Here is a 14,137-nt window from a genome sequence, read left to right as displayed (position 1 = left end):
GCCAGCGAGCGGGCCGCGCAGCTGCTCAAGGCGCGCTACCAGAGCAAGATCACCATAGGCCAGACCGGCGCGTGGCTGAAAGAAAAACAGGCTTACAACACCTACGTCGTCAACGTGAAGGCGCTCACCCCCGACAACGAAATGCAGGGCGTGCAGGTCTTCGAGTTCAACAACAAGGGCCTGATCGTCTCGACCACCCAGGCGCCGCTGGCGACCTTCGCCGCCGGCGATGCCTGGCAGTTGCACCAGGCCAGCCGCGCCGAGTTTGAGGTCAGCGGCGCACCCACCCCCGCCAGGCCGCAGGAGAGCGCCAGGGTCAACCGGGCGGTGCTGGAGACCTTCCGCTGGCCCACCGAGATCAGCGCCGAGATGGTGTCGGTGGCGCTGCTCAAGCCCGAACGCATGGGCACCATAGACCTCTTCAACTACGTGCGCCACCTGGATGCCAACGGCCAGACCGCGCAGCGCTATGAGATCGAGTTCTGGAAAAAGGTGTTTTACCCGCTCAGTTGCCTCGTGATGGTGATCCTGGCCCTGCCCTTTGCCTACCTGCACTTCCGCTCCGGCGGCATTGCGGGTTATGTTTTTGCCGGCGTCATGATCGGCATCAGCTTCTTCCTGCTCAACAACGTCTTCGGCTACATCGGTAACCTGCGCAACTGGATGCCCTGGCTGGCGGCCGCCACGCCCGGCCTGCTGTACATGGCCATCTCGCTGGGCGCCTTCGGCTGGCTGGTGCTGCGGCGCTAGCGTATGCCCATGACGGCTTCTGCCCCCACCACCCGCGCCATCATCCTGCTGGCCCACGGCTCACGCGACCCGCTGTGGCGCGCGCCCATCGAAGCCGTGGCCGCACAGATACGCGCCAGCGCGCCGGGCACGCCAGTTCGCTGCGCCTACCTGGAACTCTGCGCCCCGACGCTTCCTGAGGCTGCCGAGGAATTGATCTCCGCCGGTGCGCACGCCATACGGGTGTTTCCGCTCTTCTTCGGCGTCGGCAAGCACGCCCGCGAGGATTTGCCGCTGCTGGTCGCGCAGATCCAGGCCAGCCATCCCGGCATCGCCGTCGATCTCTTGCCCACCGCCGGCGAGTACCCCGAACTGACGACCTTGATGGCCGGCATCGCCCTGGCCTGACACCGCCGCCTTAGCGTGAAACAGGCATAATGAAGCGAACAATTAGCCTGAATTCGATATGAACCTCCACCAATTCCGATTCGTCCAGGAGGCCATCCGGCGCAACCTGAACCTCACCGAAACCGCCAAGGCACTGCACACCTCGCAGCCGGGCGTGTCCAAGGCCATCATCGAACTGGAGGAAGAACTCGGCGTGGAAATCTTCGCGCGGCACGGCAAGCGCCTCAAGCGCGTCACCGAACCCGGCGAGCACGTGCTCAAAAGCATTGAGCTCATCATGCGCGAAGTCGGCAACCTGCGCCGCATCGGCGAGCAGTTCTCGGCCCAGGACAGCGGCACGCTGTCCATCGCCACCACGCACACCCAGGCCCGCTACGTGCTGCCGCAGCCGGTCGCCAAGCTGCGCGAGGCCTTTCCCAAGGTCAACGTCAGCCTGCACCAGGGCTCGCCCGACCAGGTGGCGCGCATGGTGCTCGACGAAGTCGCCGAAATCGGCATCGCCACCGAGTCGCTGACGCAGTACGACGACCTCGTGACCCTGCCCTGCTACGAATGGCAGCACATGCTGGTGATTCCCGTGGACCACCCGCTGGCCAAAAAAGAAAACATCTCGCTCGAAGACCTGGCCGAAGAGCCGCTGATCACCTACCACCCGTCCTTCACCGGCCGCACCAAGATCGACCTGGCCTTTGCCGCCAAGCGCCTGCAGCCGCGCATCGCGCTGGAAGCCATCGACTCGGACGTCATCAAGACCTATGTGCGCCTGGGCCTGGGTGTGGGCATCGTGGCCGAGATGGCCATCAAGGAAGACGGCACCAACAGCGACCTGATCGCCATCCCGGCCGGCCCGCTGTTTGGCATCAACGTGGCCCGCGTGGCCTTCAAGCGCAGCGCTTACCTGCGCAACTTCGTGTACAAGTTCGCCGAACTGCTCAGCGACAAGCTGGACCGCGCCTTGATCACCAAGGCCATGGCCGGCCGCGTCAACGACTACGAGATTTAGTTTCACTCCCCCCGAAGCGGCCTGCGGCCGCCTCCCCCTCAAGGGGGCGCCGCGAGCGGCCCGGCAAAGCCGGTTCCGCGGCGGCCACTTGAAAAAACCATTACTCTGCAATCATGACTACCACTCTAGAACGCACCCCCACGCTAAAAACCAAACTGCCCGCCGTCGGCACCACGATTTTCACGGTGATGTCCACCCTGGCGGCCGAAAAAGGCGCCGTCAACCTGGGCCAGGGCTTTCCCGATTTTGAATGCGACCCGCAACTGGTCAACGCCGTCACCGACGCCATGACAAAAGGCCTGAACCAGTACCCGCCCATGACGGGCGTGCCGGTGCTGCGCGAAGCCATCTCGGCCAAGGTGGCCCAACTTTATGGTCACCGCTACGACGCCAACAGCGAGATCACCATCACCGCCGGCGCTACCCAGGCCATCATCACCATCATCCTGGCCGTGGTCCACCCCGGCGACGAAGTCATCGTGCTGGAGCCCTGCTACGACAGCTATGTGCCCAATATCGAGCTGGCGGGCGGCAAGGTGGTTCGCGTGCCTTTGATGCCCGGCACCTTCCGCCCCGACTTCGGCAAGATCGCCGCAGCCATCACGCCGCGCACGCGCGCCATCATCGTCAACTCGCCGCACAACCCCAGCGCCACCGTGTGGACCGAGGCCGACATGCTCGCGCTGCAGGACCTGCTGGCGCCCACCGACGTGCTGCTGATCAGCGACGAGGTCTATGAACACATGGTGTTCGACGCGGCCAGGGGCCGCATCCACCAGAGCGCCGCGCGTTTCCCCGGCCTGGCTGCGCGCGCCTTCATCGTGAGCAGCTTCGGCAAGACCTACCACGTCACCGGCTGGAAGGTCGGCTACGTGGCCGCGCCCGCCCCCCTCACCGCCGAGTTCCGCAAGGTGCACCAGTTCAACGTCTTCACCGTCAACACGCCGGTGCAATATGGTTTGGCGGCCTACATGGCGGACCCCAAACCCTACCTGGACCTGCCGGCTTTCTACCAGCGCAAGCGAGACCTGTTCCGCGAGGGCCTGGCCAAGACCCGCTTCAAGCTGCTGCCCAGCGAAGGCAGCTACTTCCAGTGCGTGGACATCTCCGAGGTCAGCGACCTTGATGAGGCTGAGTTCTGCAAATGGCTGACCACCGAGATCGGCGTCGCGGCCATTCCGCTGTCGGCCTTCTACGGCAACGGCTTCGACCAGCGTGTGGTGCGTTTCTGTTTCGCCAAAAAAGACGAGACCCTGAACACCGCGCTGCACCGCCTGGCCAAGCTGTAAATCTGCAGGCCTGTGTAGACCTGTAGGCCAAAGCTGTCAGCGTTTGCCGACGGCTGGACACGCCCTCCTCCTGCTTGCTCTTGCCCATCGCCGGGCAAGAATCAAGGCACATAACAAGGAGTGCTTCCAAATGTCCATTTCGCTTATCCTGCTGATCATTCTTATTCTTATCCTGGTCGGCGCCCTGCCCACCTGGGGCCACAGCCGCAGTTGGGGCTATGGACCCAGCGGCGGTATCGGCCTCGTGGTGCTGATCCTCGTCATCCTGCTGTTGATGGGACGCATCTAGTTTTAGCCCGCATCTCTGACTGGTGATTCACCAGGAAAAATGGCCTTGCAATGCAAGGCCATTTTTTTGGGCGCGAAGAATTTGAGCTCAGCTATTCAGCTGTTGCCAGGCTTTATAGTTCCGGCATAACAAGCCTACGGCAATTGTTAGCCTTCACTGAAAGGCCGGGCTCAACTATTCAGTTGAGCCCAGGCCTTTTCCAGCCGTTTAATGCTAACCGGCTGCGGCGTGCGCAGCTCCTGCGCAAAAAAGCTCACGCGCAACTCTTCCAGCAGCCAGCGGAATTCCTGCATGCGCGCATCGACCGCACCCTTGCGTTCGGCCACCAGGCGCCAGTAGCGCTGCTCCTGCGGCCGCAATTCGGCCAGCCGAGCGGTGTCGCGTGCCGGGTCGGCGCGCCACTTTTCCAGCCGCAAGGTGATGGCCTTGAGGTAGCGCGCGAAATGCTGCAACTGCGTATAAGGCGTGGCCGTGAGGAAACGCTTGGGCACCAGGCGCTGCAATTGCTGGGCGGCATCGGCCGCGGCTTCGGCGGCGTTTTTGCTGTCCTTGATCTTGCGTTGCGCCACGGCGAACTCGGTCAGGATGCCCGCGGCCAGCCGGGCCACTTCGCTGGCGATCAGCGTCAGGCGGCCGCGGCCGTCGTCAATGCGCTTCTTGAACTCGCCTTCATTCGTCGGCAGCGGATCCAGCAGGAAGGCGCGGTCCAGCGCAACCTCGATGATCTGTTCGCGCAGCTCTTCGAGCGTGCCGCCGCCGGAGTTGTCGGTCGCGCGGCCCACCAGCATGTAGGCGGTCGCCATCTTCTGCAGTTCGGGCAGGTTTTTCTCGAGGTACTTGAGCGCATCCTTGATCTGCAGGGCAAACAGCCGGCGAAGGCCCGCGCGATGTTTGGCCGCGGCCGCATCGGGTTCGTCGAACACCTCTATCGTGACGGCGTCGCCCAAATCGATGAGCGCCGGGAAACCGATCAGCGTCTGCGAGCCCTTGCGGATTTCCATCAGTTCCGGCAGTTCGCCAAAACTCCAGCTTGTGTAGCGCTCCGCGACCTTGACCGCAGTGCTTTGAGGGGCGGCCTGTGCGCGCCCTGCCTGGGCTGCAGGCCGGTCCGGTGCGGCGCTCGCGGCGGGCTCCGGCGCTTTCGCCAGGTTCTTGAGCCCGGCCAGCGCCTGGAAAGCGCCGCGCGCCTGCGATCCCAGTTCGCCCTTGAGCGCGCCCAGGTTGCGGCCGGCGCCCAGCTGCCGGCCATGTTCATCGACCACGCGGAAGTTCATGAACAGGTGCGGCGGCAGCATGTCCAGCTTCATGTCGTTGCGCTTGATGTCCAGCGAGGTTGCGTCGCGCACCAGCTTGAGCACCGCATCCGTCAGCGAGCCGCTGCCGAATACCTCTGGCTGCAGCAACTGCTCGGTCATGCGCGCCGCCGTATCGGGCAGCGGGACCAGGCGAGAGCGCGGGCGCTGGTGCAGGGTCTTGATCAGCGCCTGCACCTTGTCCTTGAGCATGCCGGGCACCAGCCATTCGCAGCGCTCTTCATTGACCTGGTTCAGCGCGAACAGCGGCACGTCGACGGTCACGCCGTCGCGCGCATCGCCGGGCTCGTGCAGGTAGGTCACCACGCAGTCCACGCCGCCCCTGCGCAGGGTTTTGGGAAAAGCCTGCGTGGTGATGCCGGCCGCTTCGTGGCGCATCAGCTCTTCGCGGGTCAGCAGCAGCAACTGCGGCTGCTTTTTCGATTCTTCCTTGTACCAGTGCTCGCAGCTCGCGCCGCTGTGCACGCCGGCGGGCAACTGCTGGTCGTAAAAGGCGTAGATCAGTTCTTCATCGACCAGCACGTCCTGGCGCCTGGCCTTGTGCTCCAGGTCCTGCACCTGCTGGATCAGCTTCTGGTTGGCCGCCAGGAAAGGCAGCTTGGTGTCCCAGTTGCCGGCGACCAGCGCCTCGCGGATGAAAATCTCGCGCGCCGTGACCGGGTCGACGCGGCCGAAGTTGACGCGCCGGCCGCTGTAGACCACCAGGCCGTAGAGCGTGGCGCGCTCCAGCGCCGTGACCTGCGCGGCTTTTTTCTCCCAGTGGGGGTCCAGCAGCTGTTTGCTGAGCAAATGGCCGGCCACCTGCTCCATCCAGGCCGGGTCTATGTTGGCGATGCCTCGGCCGAAAAGGCGCGTGGTTTCCACCAGTTCGGCCACCACGATCCAGCGGCCCGGCTTTTTGCTCAGGCGCGCGCCGGGGTGGCGGTAAAACTTGATGCCGCGCGCGCCCAGGTACCAGTCTTCCTCGTCGCTTTTGCAGCCGATGTTGCCCAGCAGGCCGCAGAGCATGGACAAGTGCAGCTGTTCGTAGCTGGCGGGCTTGTCGTTGAGCACCCATTTCTGCTCGCCCACCACCGTGTGCAGCTGCGAATGGATGTCGCGCCACTCGCGCACGCGGCGGATGTTGACGTAGTTCTCGCGCAGCAGGTTTTCGTACTGGCGGTTCGACAGCTTGTGGTCGGTCCCGTGGCCGCCGCGCGCATCGCCCAGCCATTTCCAGAGCTTGAGGTAGCCGCTGAACTCGCTTTTTTCATCGTCGAACTTGGCGTGTTGCTGGTCGGCCTGGGCCTGCTTGTCCATGGGCCGGTCGCGCACGTCCTGCACGCTGAGCGCGCTGGCGATCACCAGCACCTCGTCGAGCGCGCCGCGGTCCTTGGCCTCCAGGATCATGCGGCCCACGCGCGGGTCCAGCGGCAGCTTGGCCAGCGTGCGGCCCACGGGCGTGAGTTCGTTGTCCTCGTCCACCGCGCCGAGCTCGGCCAGCAGCTGGTAGCCGTCGGCAATCGCGCGGCGCTGCGGCGGCTCGATGAAGGCGAACTCCTCGACGTTGCCCAGGTGCAGCGCCTTCATGCGCAAAATCACCGAGGCCAGCGAGCTGCGCAGGATTTCGGGGTCGGTAAACGGCTGGCGGCCCTGGAAGTCCTTCTCGTCATACAGGCGTATGCAGATGCCGTCCGCCACGCGGCCGCAACGGCCGGCGCGCTGGTTGGCCGCGGCCTGCGACACCGGCTCCACCATCAGCTGCTCGACCTTGTTTCGAAAGCTGTAGCGCTTGACGCGCGCCGTGCCGGCGTCGATCACATAGCGTATGCCCGGCACGGTCAGCGAGGTTTCGGCCACGTTGGTGGCCAGCACGATGCGCCGACCGCTGTGGCCGTCGAAAATGCGGTCCTGCTCAGCCTGGCTCAGGCGCGCGAACAGCGGCAGCACCTCGGCGTTGCGCGTCAGCGGCTGGTGCGCCAGGTGCTTGCGCAGGTGGTCGGCCGCCTCGCGGATCTCGCGCTCGCCCGGCAAAAACACCAGGATGTCGCCCGCGCTGTGCGGGCTCAGCCAGAGCTCGTCGACCGCGTCGGCGATGGCGTCGTTCAGGTCGTGCTCACGCGACTCTTCAAACGGCCGGTAGCGCTGCTCGACGGGAAACATGCGGCCCGACACCATGATGACCGGCGCAGGCCCTTTGGCCGAGGCGAAATAATCGGCGAAGCGCTGCGCATCGATCGTCGCCGAGGTGATGACCACCTTGAGGTCGGGCCGGCGCGGCAGCAGCTGGCGCAGGTAGCCCAGCAGGAAGTCGATGTTCAGGCTGCGCTCATGCGCCTCGTCGATGATGATGGTGTCGTAGGCCTTGAGCAGCGGGTCGGTCTGCGTCTCGGCCAGCAGGATGCCGTCGGTCATGAGCTTGACGGAGGCGTCGCGCGAGAGCCGGTCCTGGAAGCGCACCTTGTAGCCCACCACGTCGCCCAGCGGGGTCTTCAGTTCTTCGGCAATGCGCTTGGCCACGCTGGAGGCGGCAATGCGGCGCGGCTGGGTGTGGCCGATCAGCCTGCCCTGCCCCGGTGGGTAATTGAGCTTGCCGCGCCCCATGGCCAGCGCGATCTTGGGCAGCTGGGTGGTCTTGCCCGAGCCGGTCTCGCCGCAGACGATGACGACCTGGTGGGCCGCCATCGCGGCGGTGATGTCCTCGCGCTTGCCGGAGACCGGCAGCGATTCGGGAAAGGTGATGGTGAGGGGGGACAAGGGTGCGGGCAAGGGGAAAGCGAGGAAGGAAAGGCCGAAGTCGGCAAAGCCGCTAATTATCGGCTGTTCCGCCGGTCGCCCCTGCCTGCGGGGTTACCAGGATACGGCTCAGGCCGCCACCACCGGCATGTCGACGATTTCCCCGCTGGTCTCGTCGTACCAGGCAATGCGGCTGGGGTAGCTGAGCGCCGCGCGCGACATGCCCCGCCCCAGACCCACGGCCGAGGAAGCGCGCGCGTCGGTTTTCGACACCCTCAGCACGCCGATGCCGGCCTCGGCCGCCCAGCGCGTCTGCTGGCCGCCGGCCGTGCCGGCTTCCACCAGGCTGGTGTTGAGCACCACCATGCGCGACAGCGTCGCCTGGATGCGGCGCGCCAGGTGGATCAGGTCGCCGCTGTGGTGGCAGTTGCGCATCAGCACCAGGAAACCGTCCTCGCCCAGGCGCCCCATTTCCAGGTGGGCCGGCACGGTGCGCCGCAGCCGCCCGGCGCAGACGAACAGCGCGTGGTTGACGGCCGCCAGGCCGTAGAGTTTTTCCAGCACGTAGAGGTTGGCGATGGACACCACGATCACGCCCAGCGGCGCCGGCTGGTTCCGGTAGTCCTGGAAAGCCGCGTTCACCATGTTGCTGGTTTCGCTGTTGGAGCGCATGCGGGTCACGGGGTCGTAGCTGGGGCCGTGCGCCATCGCCCGGTTCAGCTCGATCAGGTAGGAATAACGGATCCACAGCACGGACGCCATGGTGGCCAGGTAGGCCGTGCCGGCCAGCGCGGTGACCGCATGCGCCTGCCACGGCACGTGGGCGCGGTCCAGCGCCATCCAGCTCAGGCCCAGGATGGCCACCAGCATGAAAAGCACGCCCGAGACCGCCACCCAGGCCAGGCGGTCGCCGCGCAGCGCCGTGCGCAGGCTCAGGGCCAGGGCAATGAATCCCAGCAAGGCGGCGGCGCCCAGGCTGAGCGCCAGGGACTGCTGCGGGCCGAGCGCCCAGCCCAGCGCGATGACCACGGCCGCCATGGCGGCCAGCAGCGCCACGGCGCGCTGCTGCGCCGCCGGGCTGCGCAAAATGCCCAGAATGGAAAAAAGCAGGTAGGCCAGCAAGGCCGACACCACCGCGGCCACGTGGGCCAGGAAACGGTCCAGGGTGGCGGCGTCGCTGATCGGCAAGCCGCCCAGAAAGGCCACCACAAAGAAAGTCGAGGCCACGGCGGAAGCGGCCGCGTTGACCGCGATGCGCCGCAGGGAGCGGAGGTAGGCAAAAACTGAACCGGCCAGCATCAGGCCGGCGGCCCCGAAGTAGCAGCCCCAAAACCCGATCGCGTATTTATCCATAGCCCTTAACCATAACCTGCCGGGCCTTGTTTCGCTATCCCCAAAATTGAGTACAGCGCCCGCCGGGCCCGCCTCGGGCCGGCCGCGTCTCCCTTACACTCACTGGACTTTTCCGTTTGCCGGGGAAAGCAGCGCCAGGAAGCCGTGCCGCGACCTCAGGCCGCCCCTCCTCCGGCAGTTCCCGGCCTGCCCTCTTCCGACCCGAAAGCGCGCCCATGTCCGCCGTCTTCAATTTCACCTTTGTGCCCTGGTTCCGCTCGGTCGCGCCCTATATCCACACGCACCGCGGCAAAACCTTTGTGGTCGGCATCGCCGGCGAGGCCATTGCCGCCGGCAAATTGCAGCACATCGCCCAGGACCTGGCGCTGATCCAGAGCATGGGCGTGAAGATCGTGCTGGTGCACGGCTTTCGCCCGCAGGTCAACGAGCAGCTCAAGGCCAAGGGCCACACGGCCAAATATTCGCACGGCATGCGCATCACCGACGAAGTCGCGCTCGACAGCGCCCAGGAGGCCGCCGGCCAGCTGCGTTATGAAATCGAGGCGGCCTTCAGCCAGGGCCTGCCCAACACCCCCATGGCCGGCTCCACGGTGCGCGTGATCTCGGGCAACTTCATCACGGCGCGGCCGGTCGGCATCCTGGACGGCGTGGACTTCAAGCATTCAGGCATGGTGCGCAAGGTCGACACCGCCGCCATCGCCCGGGTGCTGGACTTCGGCGCCATGGTGTTGCTCTCGCCCTTCGGTTTTTCGCCCACCGGCGAAGCCTTCAACCTGACCATGGAGGAAGTCGCGACCTCGGTGGCCATCGCCATGCAGGCCGACAAGCTGATCTTCCTGAGCGAAATCCCGGGCATACGCATACACCACGACCAGCCCGAGAGCGAAGATAACCCCATAGACACCGAGCTGCCGCTGGCCGCCGCCGAAAAACTGCTGGCCACCCTGCCCAACGGCGAGCGCCCCACCGACACCGCCTTCTACCTGCAGCACTGCGTCAAGGCCTGCAAGGCCGGCGTGGAACGCAGCCACATCCTGCCCTTCGCGGTGGACGGCGCGCTGCTGCTCGAAATTTACGTGCACGACGGCATAGGCACCATGGTGATCGATGAAAAGCTCGAGGAACTGCGCGAAGCCACCGAAGACGACGTGGGCGGCATCCTGCAGCTGATCGAGCCCTTTGAAAACGACGGCACGCTGGTCAAGCGCAGCCGCACCGAAATCGAGCGTGACGCCGCCAACTACAGCATCATCGAGCACGACGGCGTCATCTTCGCCTGCGCGGCGCTCTATCCCTATCCCGAAGCCAAAACGGCCGAAATGGCGGCGCTGACCGTCTCGCCGCAAAGCCAGGGCCAGGGCGACGGCGAGAAAATCCTCAAACGCATCGAGCAGCGCGCCCGCGCGGCCGGCCTGCAAAGCATCTTCGTGCTGACCACCCGCACCATGCACTGGTTCATCAAGCGCGGCTTCGTGCAGGTGGACCCGGACTGGCTGCCCGAGGGCCGCAAGCGCAAATACAACTGGGACCGCAAAAGCCAGGTGCTGGTCAAGAAGCTGGGCTGAGCCTACAAAAACTCCCTCTCCCCCTGGGGAGAGGGTTGGGGAGAGGGTTGGGGTGAGGGCCTGCGGCTGTCGAACCCGCACGGCGCAACAGCCAAGGCCGTCAGCCCTCATCCCCGCCTTCTCCCAGAGGGAGAAGGAGCAACACCGGGCTTTCCTTGGCCCGGTTTTTTCTTTAGCATTGAGCAAACTCCCACATTACCCAGGACTTCCGCATGCTCGAACTCCGCCCCAACTGCGAATGCTGCAACCGCGATCTGCCCAACGAGTCGCCCGACGCGCGCATCTGCACCTTTGAATGCACGTTTTGCGCCGACTGCGCCACCCATAAACTCAAGGGCGTCTGCCCCAACTGCGGCGGTGAATTCACTGTGCGTCCACGCCGCCCGGCCGGCAAACTCGCCAAATACCCACCCTCGACCGAGCGTGTCTACAAGCCGGAAGGCTGCGCGGCGGCGGCATGAACACCGCCACGCTGCTGCTGTTTTCCGTGGTCGCGCTGGTGGCCATCGCCACGCCAGGCCCCACGGTGCTGCTGGCGCTGGCCAACGGATCGCGCTACGGCGTGCGCCGCTCGGTGCCCGGCATGCTGGGCGCGGTGGTCTCCGATTTTGTGCTGGTGGGCGCAGTGGCCCTGGGCCTGGGCGCGCTGCTGGCGGCATCCGAGTTCTGGTTTTCGGTGCTCAAGTGGGCCGGCGCCGCCTACCTGGCCTGGCTGGGCCTGCGCCTGCTGCGCTCGCGCGGCGGCTTTGAGATTCCCGCCGACAGCGCCGGCGCCCAGCACGGCGGCCGCGCGATCTTCATGAAGTCCTTCCTGGTGGCGGTGACCAATCCCAAGGGTTACCTGTTCTGCTCGGCCCTGCTGCCGCAGTTCATCGACCCGGCCGCTGCCCAGGCGCCGCAATACCTCGCGATTTCGCTGGTGTTCGCCGGCATCGATTTTTCCGTGATGTTCGGCTATGCCTTTGTCGGCGCGCGGGCCATACGCCTGCTCAAGGCCTCGGCCACGCGCTGGATAGACCGCGCCTGCGGCGGCGCGCTGCTGGCGCTGGCCGGCTCGCTGGCCTTTTACCGGCGGGCGAACAGCTAGGCTTTACGGGGCCCGGGCGCCCCGTATGTGCGCTGGCGAACAGACCGCCAAAAACCCCCTCTGTCATACTACCGGAGTCTTTCCAAAGACTTCACCCCCTTCCCGGCCAGGATCCTGGACGCGCCGCCCCTCAGGCGCGCCTCGCAGCATCGTCGTTACTTCCACTAAAAACATGGCCCATGTCCCCTCTTTCCCGCCTGAGCGCCCTTGACGCGATTGCCCGCGCCGACGGCATAGAGTCGCAACGCCAGGAAGCGCTGCTCAAGACCGGCGCGTTGCAAACCGCCATCCTGACGAGCGAAAACTTCTCCATCATCGCGACCGACGAGAAGGGCATCATCCAGCTCTTCAACGTCGGCGCCGAGCGCATGCTGGGCTATATGGCGGCCGAGGTCGTCAACAAAATCAACCCCAGCGACATCCACGACCCGCAGGAAGTGATGGCCCGGGCCCAGGCGCTGAGCATGGAACTCGCCACCACCATCACGCCTGGCTTCGAGGCGCTGGCCTTCAAGGCTTCGCGCGGCATTGAGGACATCTACGAGCTGACCTACATCCGCAAGGACGGCAGCCGCTTTCCGTGCATCGTCTCCATCACCGCCTTGCGCGACGACTTCGGCACCATCATCGGCTACCTGCTGATAGGCACCGACAACTCGGTGCGCAAGCAGGTCGAGATCGCGCTCAACGAGGCGATCGCGGTGGCCGAGAAGGCCAACCTCGCCAAATCGGATTTCCTCTCCAGCATGAGCCACGAGCTGCGCACACCGCTCAGCGCCATCCTGGGTTTTGCGCAGCTGATCGAGTCCGGCACGCCGACGCCCACGCCCTCGCAAAAGCGCAGCGTGGACCAGATCCTGCAGGCCGGCTGGTATTTGCTGGACCTGATCAACGAAATCCTGGACCTGGCGCTGATCGAGTCCGGCAAGCTGTCTCTCTCGCTGGAGCCGGTGTCGCTGGCCGAAGTCATGCGCGAATGCGAAACCATGATCGAGTCGCAGGCCGAAAAACGCGGCATCAGCGTGAGTTTCCCGGCGTTCGGCTCGCCGCGCTTCGTGAATGCCGACCGCACGCGCCTCAAGCAGGTGCTGATCAACCTGCTGTCCAACGCCATCAAATACAACACCGAACAAGGCTCGGTGACGCTCACCTGCATCGACACGCCGGCCGGCCAGGTCCGCATTTGCGTGGAGGACACCGGCAAAGGCCTGGCGCCTGAGAAGATAGACCAGCTCTTCCAGCCGTTCAACCGGCTCGGGCAGGAAGCCAACACCGAACAGGGCACGGGCATAGGCCTGGTCATGACCAAACGGCTGGTCGAGTTGATGGGCGGCTTGATCGGCGTGGAAAGCGTGGTCGGCAAGGGAAGCAAGTTCTGGATAGAGATGAACATCACCAGCGAGCAGAAAATCCCGGCGGACCTGCTGAACCTCGTGCTCGGGCCTGTGACGCAAGTTCTCATGGATCCCGACACGCGCAGCCTGCTGTACGTCGAGGACAATCCCGCCAACCTGATGCTGGTGGAAGACCTGATCGCCAGGCGCCCGGACTTGCGGCTGCTGTCCGCGCGCGACGGCATCAGCGGCATTGCCATCGCCAAGGCATCCCTGCCGGACTTCATCCTGATGGACATCAACCTTCCCGGCATCAGCGGCATCACGGCCATGAAAATCCTGTCGGAAGACCCCTTGACGAAACACATTCCGGTCGTGGCGCTCAGCGCCAATGCCATGCCCCGCGACATTGAAAAAGGCCTGGAGGCCGGCTTCTTCCGCTATCTCACCAAACCCATCAAGATCAACGAGTTCATGGAGACCCTGGACCTGGTGCTCGAGGTCGCCAAAACCCGGGCCGGCTCCGCGCCCGTGAAGGAAACCTCATGATGAACGCCGAGTTCGACATCCTGAACGCGAGCATCCTGATCGTCGACGACCAGGCCGCCAATGTGCTGCTGCTGGAGCAGTTGCTGGCAGGCACCGGCTACACCAACGTCCGCTCGACCATGGATCCGCTGGAAGTGGTGGCGCTGCACGCGCAGCACCGCTACGACCTGATCCTGCTGGACCTGAAAATGCCCGGCATGGACGGCTTCCAGGTGATGGAAGCGCTCAAGCAGAACAAGCTCGACCAGTATCTTTGCGTGATCGTGCTGACGGCCGAGCCCGGCCACAAGCTGCGCGCCCTGCAGGCCGGCGCCAAGGACTTCATCAGCAAGCCCTTCGACCTGGTCGAGGTCAAGACACGCATCCACAACATCCTGGAAGTACGCCTGCTGTACAAAAAACTCGAGAACTACAGCAAGCTGCTGGAGCTCGCCATGCACCAAAGCTCGGCGGAGACCAGCGAAGCGCCCATGCCGAAAGCCTCGCGGGTTTGAACCGCGGCC

12 protein-coding genes are annotated in these 14,137 nt (G+C 65.0%); 10 read left to right on the top strand and 2 right to left on the bottom strand.

Annotated elements, in window-relative coordinates; all coding sequences use genetic code 11:
- The 5 genes from ACLV8F_RS22390 to ACLV8F_RS22370 form a co-directional block, all read left to right on the top strand.
- The coding region (locus tag ACLV8F_RS22390) for an LptF/LptG family permease (RefSeq protein WP_411886405.1) at positions 1-750 on the top strand (750 nt) is incomplete at its 5' end.
- 9 nt (positions 751-759) lie between these two features.
- Complete coding sequence (locus tag ACLV8F_RS22385; protein WP_411886404.1) at positions 760-1,137, top strand: sirohydrochlorin chelatase; 378 nt, start codon at positions 760-762, stop codon at positions 1,135-1,137.
- Positions 1,138-1,195: 58 nt separating this feature from the next.
- Positions 1,196-2,140: a CysB family HTH-type transcriptional regulator gene (locus ACLV8F_RS22380; RefSeq protein WP_074574459.1), complete on the top strand. Its 945-nt coding sequence runs from the start codon at positions 1,196-1,198 to the stop codon at positions 2,138-2,140.
- 113 nt (positions 2,141-2,253) lie between these two features.
- Positions 2,254-3,429 carry a pyridoxal phosphate-dependent aminotransferase gene (locus ACLV8F_RS22375; RefSeq protein WP_411886403.1) on the top strand — a complete coding sequence of 392 codons (1,176 nt, stop codon included), beginning with the start codon at positions 2,254-2,256 and terminating at the stop codon, positions 3,427-3,429.
- A gap of 130 nt (positions 3,430-3,559) precedes the next feature.
- Complete coding sequence (locus ACLV8F_RS22370; RefSeq protein WP_296910505.1) at positions 3,560-3,718, top strand: DUF3309 family protein; 159 nt, start codon at positions 3,560-3,562, stop codon at positions 3,716-3,718.
- A gap of 170 nt (positions 3,719-3,888) precedes the next feature.
- On the opposite strand, the gene hrpA is transcribed toward ACLV8F_RS22370, so the two are convergent.
- Together hrpA and ACLV8F_RS22360 are read right to left on the bottom strand one after the other, a co-directional pair.
- The gene (gene hrpA / locus ACLV8F_RS22365; protein WP_411886402.1) at positions 3,889-7,767 is read right to left on the bottom strand and encodes an ATP-dependent RNA helicase HrpA; all 3,879 of its coding nucleotides are present in this window, start codon (positions 7,765-7,767) and stop codon (positions 3,889-3,891) included.
- 108 nt (positions 7,768-7,875) lie between these two features.
- A complete protein-coding gene (locus tag ACLV8F_RS22360) occupies positions 7,876-9,099 on the bottom strand; it encodes a GGDEF domain-containing protein (RefSeq protein ID WP_411886401.1) in 1,224 nt (407 codons plus the stop codon).
- Positions 9,100-9,314: 215 nt separating this feature from the next.
- Between ACLV8F_RS22360 and argA the strand changes: the two genes are divergently transcribed.
- The 5 genes from argA to ACLV8F_RS22335 all read left to right on the top strand — a co-directional run bounded on the left by argA (position 9,315) and on the right by ACLV8F_RS22335 (position 14,128).
- Positions 9,315-10,664: an amino-acid N-acetyltransferase gene (argA, locus tag ACLV8F_RS22355; protein ID WP_411886400.1), complete on the top strand. Its 1,350-nt coding sequence runs from the start codon at positions 9,315-9,317 to the stop codon at positions 10,662-10,664.
- Positions 10,665-10,876: 212 nt separating this feature from the next.
- Positions 10,877-11,125 carry a DUF1272 domain-containing protein gene (locus ACLV8F_RS22350; RefSeq protein WP_411886399.1) on the top strand — a complete coding sequence of 83 codons (249 nt, stop codon included), beginning with the start codon at positions 10,877-10,879 and terminating at the stop codon, positions 11,123-11,125.
- Entirely contained in the window at positions 11,122-11,751 is a 630-nt protein-coding gene (locus tag ACLV8F_RS22345) for a LysE family translocator (RefSeq protein WP_411886398.1), read from the top strand. The genes ACLV8F_RS22350 and ACLV8F_RS22345 overlap by 4 nt, the downstream gene beginning before the upstream one ends.
- A gap of 179 nt (positions 11,752-11,930) precedes the next feature.
- Entirely contained in the window at positions 11,931-13,634 is a 1,704-nt protein-coding gene (locus ACLV8F_RS22340) for an ATP-binding protein (protein ID WP_411886397.1), read from the top strand.
- Positions 13,631-14,128 (top strand): response regulator, encoded by a 498-nt coding sequence (locus ACLV8F_RS22335; protein ID WP_411886396.1) that lies wholly within the window; start codon positions 13,631-13,633, stop codon positions 14,126-14,128. The genes ACLV8F_RS22340 and ACLV8F_RS22335 overlap by 4 nt, the downstream gene beginning before the upstream one ends.
- The last annotated feature ends 9 nt before the right edge of the window (positions 14,129-14,137 follow it).

It is taken from the genome of Polaromonas sp. YR568 (genome assembly GCF_943369675.1).
GTDB lineage: Bacteria > Pseudomonadota > Gammaproteobacteria > Burkholderiales > Burkholderiaceae_C > Polaromonas.
Note: the sequence above shows the minus strand (reverse complement) of the source record. Positions and strands in the feature narration are given on the sequence as shown.